Origin of the sequence: Streptomyces sp. ITFR-16, assembly GCF_031844705.1 — a bacterium.
In the GTDB taxonomy this organism is placed as follows: Bacteria; Actinomycetota; Actinomycetes; order Streptomycetales; family Streptomycetaceae; genus Streptomyces.
Window position 1 is genome coordinate 4435514 of the sequence record NZ_CP134609.1, and the last position, 15308, is coordinate 4450821.

Sequence of the window (15308 nt, forward strand, 5' to 3'; positions counted from 1 at the left end):
ATCGGTAGGGACTTCTTGGCCCCCGGCGTTGGCCCGCCGGGGGCTTTTTCATGTGCTCGGAACCGCAGGGGTTTCCGGGCGCATGGCCAAGACAGCCACATCTTCCCCGCACAAGTCCAGCATTCCGCCGGGAAAGCAAACAGCTGTCGGCGAACGTGTCGTGCGCGGCTTCCTTAAAACGGTAGACCCGAATCGCCGGTTGACCAAGAAGTTGCATAAATCGGGCAGTTGGCCGGTGAACCGTGGTTGGCGCTGGTGAGCGCGCGATGCAATATGCCCACGTCGAGCACCACGTAGGTGCTACCAGCATGAGGGCATCAGGTGATTTGGTCATCCGCCAATTCCGGTCTATGTTGCGCCGCTCGCAAGGAGCCTGGGGACCAGATCTGACAAAAAAGATGCGCAACATAGCAGCACATCGCCGGTTACCTAAACCGGCAATGCAGAGCTACAACTGACCCATGCCAGAGAGCCCCTTGGGAATTGGTCCGGCCGGCGTGCTGACAGCCCGCGCCATTACCCGTGCCCGCACAGCGCGCGGATTCGCCCAGCGCCAGCTGGCCGAACGGGTCACCGCGCTCGGCCGGCCCATGACCATCACGATGCTGTCCCGCATCGAATGCAGACAGCGCCGCTGCGATGTCGACGACCTCGTCGCCATCGCAGCCGCTCTCGGCCTCTCCCCGCTCGCCCTGCTCGCCGAGACGAGTTAGCCGAACGAGCCCCAACAGCGCTCCCCGGGTGGGCCAACACCCGGCAGCCGCTACGCACATCACCTCGCCCGTACCTGAAACACCAAGACCGGCGTACCCGTCTCCGCACGGCCGCGCCAGAGAAGGAACCTCCTTGCGCCGAGAGGCCATTCCCCCTGCCCTGTTGCCGTTCCGCCTCCGTACCGCGAAGGAGGCGATCTCGCATGGCTGAGCAGCCAGGCACCGGCGTAGCACCGCCCCGCCTCTACCGTCCCGAGGACATCGCTGCTGTTCTCGGCTGCTCTGCCTGGTGGGTCAAGGACAGGGCCCGTCGGCGGCTGATCCCCTTCACCCGGGTCGGCCGCGCGTACCGCTTCACCGCAGAACACCTCGCAGAGATCATCCGCCTCCACGAGGAACGGCCCGCACGGGCACACCAGCCCGCCACAGCTCGGACTGTCGCCAAGGCCGACGCCCAGCAGACGGACGCGCCCCAGCGTGCCGCGCCCACAACGCGTCTGCGGGCGCGGCCTCCGGTCCGCGCGAGGCAGAACCAGTTCAGCACCGTCGCCTGACGACCGCGTATCAAGAGAGAGGAGGAGCGTGGGTTTCGCGGAGAAGCGCGCGAACTACTGGCGCGGCCGGTACAAGACCGCACCTGGGAAGCACCTCACGGTCGTCGACGAGGACGGCAAGGCGATCAAGTTCGCCACCAAGGGCGAGGCTCAGCGCGCCGCGAGCGAGGCCGAGAACAAGTACCGGCGCGGCGACTGGCGTGACCCGGCACTCGGCCAGGAGACCTTCGGCGAGTACGCGAGCCGCTGGTACGACACCCAGGACCTGGCCGCATCGACGATGCAGAACTACAAGCGCCACATCGAGGAACACCTGCTTCCCGACTTCGGGGACCAAGCGCTCGCCGGCATCCTGCGCTCGGACGTCGACCGGTGGGAGAAGAAGGAAAGGGCCCTGTACGCGGCCTCCAGCGTCAAGACCTGGCGCTCGACGTTCCACCTGATCTACGAGGACGCGATCGACGAAGGGCTGATCACGTCGAACCCGGCAACCAGGCGACGTGGGCGTGGGAAGCGCGCGGGCCGCTCTCGTGACCGAGGCCCGGAAAAGGTCGTCACCGATCCGCTCGGCATCCTGTTGATCGCCGAACGAGCAGCACTGCTGTCCGGCCGAGATGACGAGTTCGTCGCCGTCGTCCTCAAGGGATACACCGGCATGCGCTGGGGCGAAATAGTCGGCCTGGAGACCGAGTTCGCTCGACCTGGCTCCGTCCGTGTCGAATGGCAGCTGTACGAACTCGACTCGGGCGAAATGGTGCGCTGCCCGCCCAAGGACGACAGCTATCGCACGCTCGATTCGATGGACTGGCTGTCCGCCCTGGTCGCCAATCACATCGCCCGCACGAAGCCGACGCCCTGCCCCTGCCACGGTAGGTCCTACGTCTTCTGCGGGCAGGGCGCGGCTCGTACGGGCGGCCACCACGGTGCGAAACTCGTCGACGTCGCACGCCGTGCCGAAGTCTCCACGGGGACGGTGTCCAACGTCCTCAACCACCCCGATCGCGTCGCTGAGGCGACGCGAATGCGGGTGGAGGAGGCCATCACGGACCTCGGGTTCGTACGTGGCGGCGCGGTGGTGGAGCCTGCGGCCCACTGGCGCAGGAACGGTTTCGCGACGTGGTTGTTCACCCCGGCGGTATCGGGCTGGTATCCGAAGAAGGCCCCGCAGGAGGCACGACCCGTGCCGCTACTCGGGGAGCCATGGCCAGGAGTTCCCGCGCGAGGGCGCGGCGCCGGCCAACGAGCTGACGCCTGCTGGCTCCCGATCGCCAAGGGCCTCACGCCTCATGGACTGCGCCACGCCCATAGGACCGTAATGGAGGACCTCGGCACCGAGAAGGTCCTCATGGACCAGCGCATGGGACACATCGACGGCTCCGTCTCGGCGCGCTATGCCCATGTCACCCCTGGCATGCGCAAGCGCCTCATGCTCGGCCTGACCGAGCAGTGGGAGACAGCACTCGCTGCCCGCCTGGCTATGTGTCCCACGTCGCCCGTGCACGTGCTCGACGCCCTCCTGCGTGCACGGAGGTAGCACAGGCCGAGGCGAAGCCTGGGCGGTGAGAGGCACCCGGACTTCGCTGTTCGCAGGGTGGCGCCGGTCCGGAGCGCCTGGCCTGCTGGAAAAGGATTCTCGGATCATATGAATCACCCTTCGGTCTCGTGTGAGGACAAGGGGTGCGCAAGCACGGACATACGGGCCCTAATATGAGGACCGCCTCGGCCGTCCGAGACTCGCTTGGCCGCCTGTCTCGGACGGCCGAGCGCGTTCCGTACGGGCCCGGCCGAGGGATAAAACGGCTCGCCGGGGAAGCACCCGGGTGCCATACGATTGCGACGGCTTGCAGAGCCGACCTCACTACGCGTGACACGGTTGAGCGACCTGAGCGGTCGCACCTGCTGCACCCTCCCGACCTGGGCCCGCCGTGGCACTGTCACCGGCGCCGTATGAAATGGAGCATCCAAGGATGGCTCGACACCTGGTAACCAGCGCGCTTCCCTACATCAACGGGATCAAGCACCTGGGCAACATGGTCGGGTCGATGCTTCCGGCGGATGTGTACTCCCGGTACCTCCGCCAGCGCGGTCACGACGTCCTGTACATCTGCGCCACCGACGAGCACGGGACACCGGCCGAGCTGGCGGCCAAGGCGGCCGGACTGTCGGTGGCGGAGTTCTGCGCGCAGGCCCACGACGCACAGAAGGCCGTGTACGACGGCTTCCAGCTGGCCTTCGACTACTTCGGACGCAGCTCTTCTCAGCAGAACGTCGAGATCACGCAGCACTTCGCGCGCCAGCTGCACAAGAACGGCTTCATCGAGGAACGTGCGATCCGCCAGGTGTACTCGCCGGTCGACGGCCGTTTCCTGCCGGACCGGTATGTCGAGGGCACCTGCCCGCACTGCGGCTACGACAAGGCCCGCGGGGACCAGTGCGAGAACTGCACCCGCGTCCTGGACCCGACCGACCTGCTGAACCCGCGCTCGGCGATCAGCGGCTCCACGGAGTTGGAGGTCCGCGAGACCAAGCACCTGTTCCTGCTCCAGTCGAGGCTTCAGCACGAGGTGGAAGCCTGGGTGGCCCGGCACGAGGACCAGTGGCCGCAGCTGTCGTCCTCGATCGCCCGCAAGTGGCTCACCGAGGGCCTCCACGACCGCGCCATCACGCGTGACCTGGACTGGGGCGTCCCGGTCCCGGCCGACACCTGGCCGGAGCTCGCCGCCGCGGGCAAGGTCTTCTACGTCTGGTTCGACGCCCCGATCGAGTACATCGGCGCGACGAAGGAATGGTCGGACGCCGCCCCGGACGGTGAGACGCGCGACTGGAAGTCGTGGTGGTACGAGGTCGACGACACCGTGCGCTACACCCAGTTCATGGCCAAGGACAACGTCCCGTTCCACACGGTGATGTTCCCGGCCACGGAGCTCGGCGTCCGCGAGCCGTGGAAGAAGGTCGACGTCGTCAAGGGCTTCAACTGGCTGACGTACTACGGCGGAAAGTTCTCCACCTCCCAGAAGCGCGGCATTTTCACCGACACCGCCCTGGAGACGCTCCCTGCGGACTACTGGCGCTATTTCTTGATCGCCAACGCCCCTGAGTCCGACGACTCCTCCTTCACCTGGGAGCACTTCGCCGCCACGGTCAACAAGGACCTGGCCGACACCCTCGGCAACTTCGTCAACCGCGTGCTCTCCTTCTCCCGCAAGCGCTTCGGCGACGACGTCCCCGCAGGCGCGGCGGCCGGCGAGGCAGAGGCGAAGCTCGGCGCCGAGATCGCCCGCCTCCTCGCCGAGTACGAGGAGCACATGGACGCCCTCCAGTACCGCAAGGCCGGGGCGGCGCTGCGGGCCCTGTGGTCGGCGGGCAACTCCTACCTGGAGGAGAAGGCCCCTTGGCTGGAGATCAAGACCGACCCGGAGGGAGCGGCCCTGACCCTGCGCACGGCGATGAACCTCATCCACCTCTACGCGATCGTCTCCGAGCCGTTCATTCCGGCCTCGGCCGCCGCCATGCGCGGTGCCTTCGCCCTGGAGAGCGACACCGCGACCTGGGTGACCGCCGAGCAGGCCAAGTCCCTGGACGCTGTCCCGGCCGGTACAGCCTTCACCGTGCCGCCGGTGCTCTTCGCGAAGATCTCCGAGGAGGACCTGGAGTCGTACCGCGCCCGATTCGGCGGCGCCGACGCCTGACGGTGCCTCTCGTGCCCCTACCGACCCCAGGGCCTCGGCGTAATCGCGTTGCGTCCAGTTTGTGATCATCCGAGGTCGAGCAGCGTGAGGGGCCATCGGGGATCCGGGCGTTGCGTCGCAGACCCGCGACGCAACGTTGGAGCACAAAAGTTCCTTAAAGCGGGTCGCCGCAACTCCTACAGGTGTCTTCGCCATCGTCGTACATAACGCCGCAGCAGTACGTGGGGCCGCCGCTGACTTCAAAACAAGCGCTGCACATCTGAGACTCGTCGTCCCAGTCAGTCGCGTTCTCGACGGGATCGTCACACCCTGTACAGACGAGGGCTGTCACCGCGCGGCACCCCAGCAATCGGAGGAGGTAAACGGGGAGCAGTAATCGCTGTCGTGTCGCTCGGAGTAGTCGCTCATGTTGGCTGTCGGCTTACCACAGTTCGGACACGTGGGGTGTTCACCCGGACATGTGCGATTGTTGTGCCCACCGAGTCCACATACCCTGCATGCCATGACGACAGAGTAGATGACCCCTCAGCCGTCGACCCAGGGCTTCAGCAAGACCGGATGGCGTCCGGTCTGTGATTATGCGAGGCGGAGGAACGCGAGGGGTCGGCAGGCGTTGCGTGCGTTGCGGCGGAGGCCGGCGGCCATGTTCTTGACGCCGCCCAGCCGCATGGCGCCGATGGCGAGATTGCACCAGGTCGCTATCGCCCGGGGTGCATTGCCTGTCCGCAGTTCGGAGACGTCCTGGGCGAAGGTGGTTTCGCGGACGTGGTGCAGGGCCTCCGGGCCGCCCAACAGCTCAGTTTTCTGCAAATGCACGAGCCTTGGTGCGGCCCGGACCGCGGCATTGGGTAGTGAACAGGAGCGGCACCCTGCACTAGTCACAACACAGCAGCCCGGGAGCTCTCTTAGTTGTCGAGCAGTTGCCGCAGAGCGTCTCGACGCAGGCGCGTTTCCGGATCGGCGGCGTCCCCGTCGAAACGGACACCCTCGGCGATCAGGACATCTGTAGGCGTGTCCGTACGCGTCTGATCGGGCCACTGGAAGCCTTGGCTGACGCGTCCTGCCGCATTGAGTACGCGCCAGGGGTTGGGGCATTGGCCGCAGGCGGCCAGATGGGTGCCGACCGGGACGGCATGGCTGCCGATCACCGCGGCTACGTCTCCGTAAGTGGTCCACCGTCCGGCGGGGACGGCACCCAGCAGGGTGTGCAGCCCCGTCCAGTCTTTGCGGGTGCCGTTGAGCTGCCTGGCCAGACCTGTGAGGTCGATCCCCGCCAGGGCGGCCCATTCTTCGGGGTCGACATCGGCGGGCACATGGTCGGTGTCGACGTCCCACCACGTCGTTCCCTGTATGCCGTCGGCGGTGCGACCCGTCACGCTCGTGAAGATGTGGTTGGCGAGCCCGGTTGGTGAATAGGACGCGTCATCGGCGTCCCAGATCAGTGGTTTGGCGGTGTTGTTGTTCCAGGTGACCGTTGCTCGGCTGATGTCCTTTTCCACCCACGCGTGGATGGCGTTGCGGATGGGTTCCGGGACGCCGTGACGCGGCGTCATCCGCAGTCTGGTTCCGTCCGGCAGCAGGCCCGCGCCGACGAGGACGTGCACGGCGTTGCGCGAGCGTGAGCGTTCCTGCAGCTTCTTGGCCGCCGCCTCGCCTTCGACCCGGGCCGGTGCGAGTGTGAACTCCTCGACCTCCGGGGTCGGATAGACCTTGGTGAACCCGGCGACGAGGTGTCCCTCCACCCGCCACAGGCCGACCTGGACGAGGTCGATGTCGATACCCATTTCCGAAAGCCAGACGACGGAGTGGGTGACCTGCTTGGGGAATTCGGCGGCGATGATCACCTGCCGGGGACGCTGGAGCAGTTCCGGGCTCCACTCCCCGTCCACGTGGTCGAGCAGACGCTGCCTGCACGCGTCGATGTCGAGGGCCTGCCCTCTACGAGACAGGAAGCCACGGTGCGCATGGGTGAGGGTGTCGAGGTCGAACCGGGACACCAGAGCGGCGTAGGTGATCGCCTGAAGGTGTACATCCCGGTCGGCCGTCCCTCGCTTCAGCTCCACCACCACGAGGCGCCCGGTCGCATCCAGTCCGAGCACGTCCAGCCGGTCGCGGGCCGGCACTCCGTCGGTGTCGGCCCACCGGTCGTACTCCGAGGTGATCACGAGCACCGACTCCCCGAGCACCTGAGGATGGGCGATCACCCACTCCTGGAGGTGCTGTCGCTCCAGCAGGCTCTCGGCGGCGAGCCCGGTGCGCGATATCGGCGTGGCCGTCTGGCCGTCGACGGTGAACAGATGATCCACGGTGCCCCCTCGTGCGCCCGGCGCGGTGCGTCGGACGCCCAGAGCGTACGTGGGCGGGGTCCCATTACGAGGGCTATCTCGCCGAATCACCGAAACGCTTCGGGAGCCAACGGGGAGCCGGATTCCGAGATCGGCTCCCAAACGGCTCCCAAGGCGCCCCCGGAAACCACTCAGGGGCCTGATCCACTAAGCGGATCAGGCCCCTGACCTGGTCTTACGGCTGTCGGGGTGGCGGGATTTGAACCCACGACCTCTTCGTCCCGAACGAAGCGCGCTGCCAAGCTGCGCTACACCCCGATCGCCACCGGTCTCCCGGCGACATCGATTACTTTAGCCCACCGGCGGCCGGAGACGAAATCCGCTTTTTGTGCCGGTCCGGCGGGCGGCGGGCCCTCAGCCCTCGCGGGGCGTCAGGGTCAGCAGGGTCGCCTCCGGGGGGCAGGCGATGCGGATCGGGGTGTAGCGGTTGGTGCCGCAGCCGGCCGAGACGTGCAGGTAGGCGCGGTTGCCGTCGGCCGTGTGGCTGGAGAGGCCCTTCGCGCGGTCCGTGTCCAGGTCGCAGTTGGTGACCAGGGCTCCGTAGAAGGGGACGCAGACCTGGCCACCGTGGGTGTGACCGGCCAGGATCAGTGGGTAGCCGTCGGCGGTGAAGGCGTCCAGGGAGCGCAGGTAGGGGGCGTGGACCACGCCGATGGAGAGGTCGGCGCCCGTCTCGGGGCCGCCCGCCACCTCGGCGTAGCGGTCGCGCTTGATGTGCGGGTCGTCGAGGCCGGTGAAGGCGAGCTCCAGGCCGTCGAGCTTGAGGCGGCCCCGGGTGTTGGACAGGTTCAGCCAGCCCGCCTCGTCGAAGGCGTCGCGCATCGGCTCCCACGGGTTGTGGACCACGCCGACCGCCGGGGCGTTCCCGTTGAGGCCGTGCCGGCCCGCGGCCTTCTCGAAGAGGTAGCGGGCCGGGTTGCGGAGCTTGGGGCCGTAGTAGTCGTTGGAGCCGAAGACGTACACGCCCGGGAGCTCCATCAGCGGGCCGAGCGCGTCGAGCAGCTCCGGTACGGCCTCGGGGTCGGAGAGGTTGTCGCCCGTGTTCACGACGAAGTCCGGACGCAGCCCGGCCAGCGACTGCAGCCAGGCCCGCTTCTTGCGCTGGCCGCTGACCATGTGGACGTCGGAGACCTGCAGCACGCGCAACGGGCGTGCCCCGTGCGGGAGTACCGGGACCGTGACCCGTCGCAGGCGGAACGAGCGGGCCTCGAACCCGGCCGCGTAGGCGAGGCCGACCGCGCCGGCCGCGGCGGTGACCGCCGTGATTTTCAGGGGTACTCCGTAGCGTGCGCGCATGCGCCCATCGTCGCAGACCCCGGGGGCCCGCAGGAAAACCGGCGGGCGGCAGGCGCCCCGTACCTGCCACAATCACCCCATGACCACGCTCAAGTCCAAGCTCAAGGAAGACCTCACCACGGCCATGAAGGCGCGTGACGAGCTGACCTCGTCCACGCTCCGGCTGACCCTCACCGCGATCACCAAGGAGGAGGTCGGCGGCAAGACGGCCCGCGAACTCTCCGACGACGAGGTGCAGAAGGTGATCGCCAAGGAGGCCAAGAAGCGCCGCGAGGCGGCCGAGGCCTTCGCCAAGGGCGGCCGGACCGAGCAGGCCGAGCGGGAGAAGAAGGAGGGCGAGCTGCTCGACACCTACCTCCCGCAGCAGCTGAGCGACGACGAGCTGACCGCGATCGTGGCGTCCGCCGTCGAGGAGGCCAAGGCCGCCGGCGCCGAGGGGCCGCGCGCGATGGGCGCCGTCATGAAGATCGTCAACCCGAAGGTCGCGGGCCGCGCCGAGGGTGGCCGGGTGGCCGCGACGGTGAAGAAGCTCCTCGCGGGCTGAGGCACGCCGCACGGACGGAAGGGGCGCCCCCCGGACCGGGGGCGCCCCTTCTGCGTGCCTGCTTCTGCGTGTCTACGGCGGCGGCAGGTCAGGGACCGTTCGTCCCGCCGTCCTGCTGACCTCGGCCGTGGCCGTCGTTGCCGCCGATCAGGCCCGGCGGGATGCTGATGCCGGGGAAGGGGTCGTCGTCGCCGGGCTTGTCGCCGCCGTCGTCGCCCGGCTTGTCCCGGCCCTTGCCCTTGTCCTTGTCCTCCTTGGGCTTCGCCCGGGGGACCTCGACCGGGTTGAACGCCGGGGTCTCGGAGGCGTTCAGGGAGCCGGTCATCGCCGTGCGCCAGATCGGACCGGGCAGACAGCCACCGCAGACGTCCTCGTAGTACTGGCCGCCGATATTGATGTTGCTCATCGGGATCTGCCGGGCGCCGTCGCTGCCGACCCACACGGCGGTGGACAGGTTCGGGGTGTAGCCGACGAACCAGGCGTTCTTGCGCTCGTCGGTGGTACCGGTCTTGCCCGCGTTGTCACGGTCGCTGAGGCCGGCCTGCGTTCCGGTGCCGTCCTCGACGACGCCCTTGAGCATCTGGTTGATCGTGTCCGCCGTGTGCTCGCTCATCGCCCGGGTGCACTGCGACTTCGGCACGTCGATCTGCTTGCCGTCCGGCTTGGTCACCGAGAGGATCGCGATCGGAGAGCAGTACGTGCCCCGGTTGGCGAAGGTCGCGTAGACCGAGGCCATCGCCAGCGGGGTCGACTCCTGGCCGCCGAGGGTGGTGGCGGGGTTCTGCAGCAGCGGCTTGTTGTCGCCGCGGTCGTAGCCGACCTTCTTGGCCATCGTGAGCGTCTCGCAGAGGCCGGTCTGCTGCTCCAGCTTGGCGAAGTAGGTGTTGATCGACTTGCCCAGCGCGCTGGTCATGTCGAACGTGCCCTTCTCCTCCTCCGTCTCGTTCTCCACGTCCCACGGCTTGTCGTCCGCGGGCGCGCCCTCGCACGTACGGAAGGCGTCGGCCGGAAGCACTATCGAGGAGGGAGTGGTGAAGCTCTGCGCCGGGCTGATGCCCTTCTCCAGTGCCGCCGCCGCGGTGATCGGCTTGAACGTCGACCCCACCTGGAAGCCGGCGTAGCTGCCGCCCATCTTGTTGTCGACGGAGAGGTTCAGCACGGTCTGGTGCTTGGACTGGTCCAGTCCGTACGGGCGGGACTGGGCCATCGCCATGATCTGCCCGGTCCCGGGCTTCACCTGCACGACCGCGTCCGCGACCTTGTCGTCCTTGCTGACCCGGGAGGTGGCGGCGCTGTTGGAGGCGGCCTGGGACCGCGGGTCCAGCGTCGTCTTGATGGTGAGCCCGCCGATCGCCCAGAGCTTGGCGCGCTCCTTCGCGGTCTTGCCGAACGCCGGATCGCTCGTGACGATCTTCCGTACGTAGTCGCAGAAGAAGCCCGAGCCGTTCACGGCGGTGATGCAGCCGTTCTGCGGGCGCTTGACCTTCAGCTTGATCGGTGTGGCCTTGGCCTTGTCGGCCTCTTCCTGCCCGATGTCGCCGACGTCCGCCATCCGCTGGATCACGGTGTTGCGACGCTTGGTCGCCTCCTCCGTGTCGTTGACGGGGTCGTAGCGGCTGGGCGACTGCACGATGCCGGCCAGCAGCGCCGCCTCCTCCAGCTTCAGGTCCTTCGCCGACTTGGAGAAGTAGCGCTGCGAGGCGGCCTCGACGCCGTACGCCTGCTGCCCGAAGAACGTGATGTTGAGGTAGTTCTCCAGGATCTTCTTCTTGCCGAGCTCTTCCTCGACCTGGATCGCGTACTTCAGCTCCTGGACCTTGCGGCCCAGCGTCTGCTGGGTGGCCTCGGCGACCTTGGCCGGGTCGTCACCGGCCTCCTCGACGAAGACGTTCTTCACGTACTGCTGGGTGAGGGTCGACGCGCCCTGCGCGGTCCCGCCCGTCTGCACGTTGCGGTTCATCGCGCGCAGGATGCCCTTGAGGTCGACCGCGCCGTGCTGGTAGAAGCGGGCGTCCTCGATCGCGATGATCGCCTTCTGCATGTACGGGGAGATCTTCGTCAGCGGCACCACCGTGCGGTCGCGCGAGTAGACCGTCGCGATCTGGCCGCCCTGGTTGTCCAGGATCCGGGTGCGCTGGCTCAGCGGCGGGGTCTTCAGATTGGCCGGAATCTCGTCGAATCCGTCGACCGTCCCCTTGGCGGCGAGGCCCAGAGCTCCGGCGGCCGGCAGCGCGATGCCCGCCATGACCACTCCGGAGAGTGCGGCGACACCGAGGAACTTGGCGGCCTGCTGGGTCGTCGTGAGACCCCCGCCCGAGCGCTTCTTTGGCATGGGGGCAGCCTACGTTCTCATTCGCCGGACACACGTATATGCCTTGGCCTAAGCTGCTCTCAACTGTCACAGCAGCCCGGTTCCGTATCAACCCCCGTGCACGATCCGGCCATGGGTTCGGGCGCTCCCGAATTCGCCTCCTGTGTCCTCGAACGTCCGTTGTGAGTCAGGTGAACTGCCCCGATTCCGACGGGATAGTCCCGCATGTCCTCCCCTCACTCCCCTGGGTGATCTGCCGCATACGCATAGTCCGTTCGGACCATTCAAGATTGGGCCCGAAGGGGGTGTTGTGCTGTCGCCACCTTCCGTAACGTCCTCAACTGGCAGCGGTGAATATGCCGCTACCGCCGTGGGGGAGCCTCGATTCGGGAGAGGACGGCGCCGGGATGGGCTGGGTAACCGACTGGAGTGCGCAGGCAGCCTGCCGCACTACCGATCCGGATGAACTGTTCGTACAAGGGGCAGCGCAGAACAGGGCCAAGGCGGTGTGCACCGGATGCCCGGTGCGGACCGAGTGCCTGGCCGATGCGCTGGACAATCGCGTCGAATTCGGCGTGTGGGGCGGAATGACCGAGCGGGAGCGCCGCGCACTGCTGCGCAGACGCCCGACCGTCACGTCCTGGCGCCGGCTGCTGGAGACCGCACGCAGCGAGTACGAGCGGTCCACGGGCATCCTGCCCGTGGCGATCGGGCTGGAGGACGACGAACTGCACGAGACGTTCGCCGCCGTGGGGTAGCCCGGCGGCGGACGACCGGCCGCCCGGGGCCCGTGCAGCGGACTCGGCGCGGCGGATCGGACGACGAGGTGACTACGCAGCTCCGGCCGAGGCGGAACCGGTCGCGAGCCGGTCCCCGATGGCTCGCAGCCCCGCGAGGTCATGGACATCTCCGGGCAGCGCGGCCACCGCGGTGACGGCCACCTCGGGATGCAGCGCGGTGAAGCGGTCGCGTGTGTGCTGTTCGCGCGCGACCACCTGCATCCTTTCGGCGTGCAGCCGCAGCAGACCCGCCGTCAGCTGCTCCACGGAGGGTTCGACGGGCGGTTCGGGGCTGGCGGCTCCGGCGGTGTCCGTGGTGGGTGCGGAACCGGCCGCGGGGGAGTCGGCGGGCTCACGAAGTCCAGCCTTCCCGGCCGTCTGATCCACAATGCCGTCGGTCTCAAGATTTTCTGCGGCGGCCAGCGCGCGCTCGGCGGTGAGCCGGGCGGCCTCACTGCCATGGACGCGGTTGAGGACCAGACCCGCCAGCGGCATGTCCTCCGCAGCCAGGCGCTCCACGAAATACGCCGCCTCGCGCAGCGCGTCCCGCTCCGGCGTCGCCACGACGAGGAACGCCGTGCCGGGCGCCTGGAGCAGCTTGTACGTGGCATCGGCGCGCGTACGGAATCCGCCGAACATGGTGTCCATCGCGGCGACGAAGGTCTGTACGTCCCGCAGGAACTGCCCGCCGAGCAGCTTGCCGAGCGTCCCGGTCATCATCGACATGCCCACGTTGAGGAACTTCATCCCCGCCCGGCCGCCCATCTTCGCGGGGGCCATCAGCAGCTTGATGAACTTCCCGTCCAGGAACGAGCCGAGCCGCTTCGGCGCGTCCAGGAAGTCCAGCGCGGAGCGCGACGGCGGGGTGTCGACCACGATCAGGTCCCACTCCTCGCGGGCCCGCAGCTGGCCGAGCTTCTCCATCGCCATGTACTCCTGCGTGCCCGCGAAGCCGGCCGACAGGGACTGGTAGAACGGGTTCTCCAGGATCGCGCGGGCCCGCTCGCCGTCCGCGTGCGCCTCGACGATCTCGTCGAAGGTCCGCTTCATGTCGAGCATCATCGCGTGCAGCTCGCCCGAGCCACGGGTCTCGATGCCCTTCACCCGGCGCGGGATGTTGTCCAGGGAGTCGATGCCCATGGACTGGGCGAGCCGGCGCGCCGGGTCGATGGTGAGCACGACGACCTTGCGGCCGCGCTCCGCCGCCCGTACACCCAGCGCCGCCGCGGTCGTCGTCTTGCCGACACCGCCCGAGCCGCAGCACACGACGATCCGGATGTCCGGATCGTCGATCAGGGCGTCGGTGTCCAGCGCGGGGGCGGTGCCCGCCCCCGTGTCCGACGGCGTGTCCGTGCCTGTGTCCGTGTCCGATGTCATGACCCCGCCCCTCGTCCGGACGCCCCTTCGCCCACACCCTGCCGACGGAGCGCGACCGCCAGCTCGTACAGCCCTGCCGGGTCCACCCCCTCCCCGATCAGCGGCAGCTCGTACCCCGGCAGGCCGAGGTCCGCCAGTACGGCGCGCTGCTCACGCTCCAGGCCGACCCGCTGGGCGTGCTCGGCGGCCTGTTCGACGAGGGGGCGCACCAGCCCCGCCGAACCGGTCACGCCCGCCCGCGTCAGCGTCTTGGCGATCTCCTTGCGCCGGCCGCCGACGGAGGTGCGCAGAGCATCCTCGTCCAGCAGCTGCGGGCGCACCATGTTCACGATGACCCGGCCCACGGGCAGTTCTGCGGCCCGCAGCTCCGCGATGCCGTCCGCGGTCTCCTGGACCGGCATCTCCTCCAGGAGGGTCACCAGATGCACCGCGGTCTCCGGCGACTTCAGCACCCGCATCACGGCCTGGGCCTGATTGTGTATCGGGCCGATCCTGGCCAGCCCCGCCACCTCGTCGTTCACATTGAGGAAGCGCGTGATGCGGCCCGTCGGCGGGGCGTCCATGATCACGTAGTCATAGACGAACCGGTTCTGCCGGTCCTTGCGGCGCACCGCCTCGCACGCCTTGCCGGTCAGCAGGACGTCCCGCACGCCGGGCGCGATCGTGGTGGCGAAGTCGATGGCGCCGAGCTTCTTGAGCGCCCGGCCCGCGCTGCCGAGCTTGTAGAACATCTGGAGGTAGTCGAGGAGGGCGCGCTCGGCGTCGATCGCGAGCGCGTACACCTCGCCGCCGCCCGGGGCGACGGCGATCTTGCGTTCCTCGTAGGGAAGGGAATCCGTCTCGAAGAGCTGGGCGATGCCCTGTCTGCCCTCGACCTCGACGAGGAGGGTGCGCCTGCCCTCGGTCGCGAGGGCGAGCGCGAGGGCGGCGGCGACCGTGGTCTTACCGGTACCGCCCTTGCCGCTGACGACCTGGAACCTGCTCACGTATTCGAGCCTAACCAGTCATGCCGCAGGCTACGCACGAGGCTGTGCGTGCCAGGCATTACAGTCGGGCCATGACCAAGTGGGAATACGCGACCGTGCCCCTTCTCGTGCACGCGACCAAGCAGATTCTGGACACCTGGGGCGAGGACGGCTGGGAGCTGGTCCAGGTCGTTCCCGGCCCGAACAACCCCGAGCAGCTCGTGGCCTACCTGAAGCGGGCGAAGCAGTAGTGGCGGGCGCCGTCGAGGCGAAGCTCGCCGAGCTCGGACTGACCCTCCCGGACGTCGTGCCGCCGCTGGCCTCGTACCAGCCGGCCGTCCAGTCCGGGGTGTACGTGTACACCTCGGGCCAGCTGCCCATGGTGGACGGCAAGCTCGCCGTCACCGGCAAGGTCGGCGCGGAGGTCACGCCCGACGAGGCCAAGGAGCTGGCGAAGACCTGCGCGCTCAACGCGCTGGCCGCCGTGAAGTCGGTCGCCGGCGATCTGGACCGGATCGCCCGCGTCGTGAAGGTCGTGGGCTTCGTCGCCTCGGCCACCGACTTCACCGGCCAGCCCGCCGTGATCAACGGGGCGAGCGAGCTGCTGGGCGCGGTGCTCGGCGACAAGGGTGTGCACGCCCGCAGCGCCGTCGGCGTCGCCGTGCTGCCGCTGGACGCACCGGTCGAGGTCGAGGTCCAGGTCGAGCTGACCGGAGTCTGAACCCGTACCGCGCC

15 protein-coding genes and 1 tRNA gene are annotated in these 15308 nt (G+C 68.3%); 9 read left to right on the forward strand and 7 right to left on the reverse strand.

Features of this window, described 5'->3' with window-relative positions; translation table 11 throughout:
• Positions 1–82: 82 nt before the first annotated feature.
• From RLT58_RS19635 to metG, 5 genes are all read left to right on the forward strand, one after another.
• The gene (locus tag RLT58_RS19635) at positions 83–259 is read left to right on the forward strand and encodes a hypothetical protein (protein ID WP_311311682.1); all 177 of its coding nucleotides are present in this window, start codon (positions 83–85) and stop codon (positions 257–259) included.
• Positions 260–461: 202 nt separating this feature from the next.
• Positions 462–713 (forward strand): helix-turn-helix domain-containing protein, encoded by a 252-nt coding sequence (locus tag RLT58_RS19640; RefSeq protein WP_073733580.1) that lies wholly within the window; start codon positions 462–464, stop codon positions 711–713.
• A gap of 203 nt (positions 714–916) precedes the next feature.
• Positions 917–1267, forward strand: coding sequence for a helix-turn-helix domain-containing protein (locus tag RLT58_RS19645; protein WP_311311683.1), 351 nt, complete (start codon positions 917–919; stop codon positions 1265–1267).
• A 28-nt stretch (positions 1268–1295) separates the two neighbouring features.
• Positions 1296–2801, forward strand: coding sequence for a LacI family DNA-binding transcriptional regulator (locus tag RLT58_RS19650; RefSeq protein WP_311311684.1), 1506 nt, complete (start codon positions 1296–1298; stop codon positions 2799–2801).
• A gap of 433 nt (positions 2802–3234) precedes the next feature.
• Positions 3235–4956: a methionine--tRNA ligase gene (gene metG, locus RLT58_RS19655; RefSeq protein WP_311311685.1), complete on the forward strand. Its 1722-nt coding sequence runs from the start codon at positions 3235–3237 to the stop codon at positions 4954–4956.
• Between the two features lie 576 nt (positions 4957–5532).
• On the opposite strand, the gene RLT58_RS19660 is transcribed toward metG, so the two are convergent.
• From RLT58_RS19660 to RLT58_RS19675, 4 genes are all read right to left on the reverse strand, one after another.
• Entirely contained in the window at positions 5533–5766 is a 234-nt protein-coding gene (locus tag RLT58_RS19660; protein ID WP_311311686.1) for a hypothetical protein, read from the reverse strand.
• 95 nt (positions 5767–5861) lie between these two features.
• The gene (locus tag RLT58_RS19665; protein WP_311311687.1) at positions 5862–7262 is read right to left on the reverse strand and encodes an MGMT family protein; all 1401 of its coding nucleotides are present in this window, start codon (positions 7260–7262) and stop codon (positions 5862–5864) included.
• A 223-nt stretch (positions 7263–7485) separates the two neighbouring features.
• Positions 7486–7559, reverse strand: a tRNA-Pro gene (locus RLT58_RS19670).
• A gap of 96 nt (positions 7560–7655) precedes the next feature.
• Positions 7656–8597 (reverse strand): metallophosphoesterase, encoded by a 942-nt coding sequence (locus RLT58_RS19675; RefSeq protein WP_311311688.1) that lies wholly within the window; start codon positions 8595–8597, stop codon positions 7656–7658.
• A gap of 79 nt (positions 8598–8676) precedes the next feature.
• Between RLT58_RS19675 and RLT58_RS19680 the strand changes: the two genes are divergently transcribed.
• Complete coding sequence (locus tag RLT58_RS19680) at positions 8677–9141, forward strand: GatB/YqeY domain-containing protein (protein ID WP_311311689.1); 465 nt, start codon at positions 8677–8679, stop codon at positions 9139–9141.
• A gap of 88 nt (positions 9142–9229) precedes the next feature.
• On the opposite strand, the gene RLT58_RS19685 is transcribed toward RLT58_RS19680, so the two are convergent.
• Positions 9230–11473 carry a transglycosylase domain-containing protein gene (locus tag RLT58_RS19685; RefSeq protein ID WP_311311690.1) on the reverse strand — a complete coding sequence of 748 codons (2244 nt, stop codon included), beginning with the start codon at positions 11471–11473 and terminating at the stop codon, positions 9230–9232.
• Positions 11474–11859: 386 nt separating this feature from the next.
• Between RLT58_RS19685 and RLT58_RS19690 the strand changes: the two genes are divergently transcribed.
• A complete protein-coding gene (locus RLT58_RS19690) occupies positions 11860–12210 on the forward strand; it encodes a WhiB family transcriptional regulator (protein WP_018551136.1) in 351 nt (116 codons plus the stop codon).
• Positions 12211–12282: 72 nt separating this feature from the next.
• On the opposite strand, the gene RLT58_RS19695 is transcribed toward RLT58_RS19690, so the two are convergent.
• Complete coding sequence (locus tag RLT58_RS19695) at positions 12283–13608, reverse strand: ATPase BagB (RefSeq protein WP_311311691.1); 1326 nt, start codon at positions 13606–13608, stop codon at positions 12283–12285.
• Positions 13605–14594: an ATPase BagA gene (locus RLT58_RS19700; RefSeq protein WP_311311692.1), complete on the reverse strand. Its 990-nt coding sequence runs from the start codon at positions 14592–14594 to the stop codon at positions 13605–13607. Before RLT58_RS19700 ends, RLT58_RS19695 begins: the two co-directional genes overlap by 4 nt.
• Before the next feature lie 71 nt (positions 14595–14665).
• On the opposite strand from RLT58_RS19700, the gene RLT58_RS19705 reads away from it, so the two are divergent.
• Positions 14666–14824, forward strand: a complete 159-nt coding sequence (locus tag RLT58_RS19705) for a Sp36 family protein (RefSeq protein WP_093708112.1) — start codon at positions 14666–14668, stop codon at positions 14822–14824.
• Positions 14824–15294, forward strand: coding sequence for a RidA family protein (locus tag RLT58_RS19710; protein WP_311311693.1), 471 nt, complete (start codon positions 14824–14826; stop codon positions 15292–15294). Before RLT58_RS19705 ends, RLT58_RS19710 begins: the two co-directional genes overlap by 1 nt.
• Positions 15295–15308: the final 14 nt, after the last annotated feature.

What these genes read in the sequence shown, in the direction of transcription:
- RLT58_RS19635 (WP_311311682.1), top strand. Translation starts at nt 83, where the DNA reads ATGGCCAAGACAGCCACATCTTCCCCGCACAAGTCCAGCATTCCGCCG.
- RLT58_RS19640 (WP_073733580.1), top strand. Translation starts at nt 462, where the DNA reads ATGCCAGAGAGCCCCTTGGGAATTGGTCCGGCCGGCGTGCTGACAGCC.
- RLT58_RS19645 (WP_311311683.1), top strand. Translation starts at nt 917, where the DNA reads ATGGCTGAGCAGCCAGGCACCGGCGTAGCACCGCCCCGCCTCTACCGT.
- metG (WP_311311685.1), top strand. Translation starts at nt 3,235, where the DNA reads ATGGCTCGACACCTGGTAACCAGCGCGCTTCCCTACATCAACGGGATC.
- RLT58_RS19675 (WP_311311688.1), bottom strand. Translation starts at nt 8,597, where the DNA reads ATGCGCGCACGCTACGGAGTACCCCTGAAAATCACGGCGGTCACCGCC.
- RLT58_RS19680 (WP_311311689.1), top strand. Translation starts at nt 8,677, where the DNA reads ATGACCACGCTCAAGTCCAAGCTCAAGGAAGACCTCACCACGGCCATG.
- RLT58_RS19685 (WP_311311690.1), bottom strand. Translation starts at nt 11,473, where the DNA reads ATGCCAAAGAAGCGCTCGGGCGGGGGTCTCACGACGACCCAGCAGGCC.
- RLT58_RS19690 (WP_018551136.1), top strand. Translation starts at nt 11,860, where the DNA reads ATGGGCTGGGTAACCGACTGGAGTGCGCAGGCAGCCTGCCGCACTACC.
- RLT58_RS19695 (WP_311311691.1), bottom strand. Translation starts at nt 13,608, where the DNA reads ATGACATCGGACACGGACACAGGCACGGACACGCCGTCGGACACGGGG.
- RLT58_RS19705 (WP_093708112.1), top strand. Translation starts at nt 14,666, where the DNA reads ATGACCAAGTGGGAATACGCGACCGTGCCCCTTCTCGTGCACGCGACC.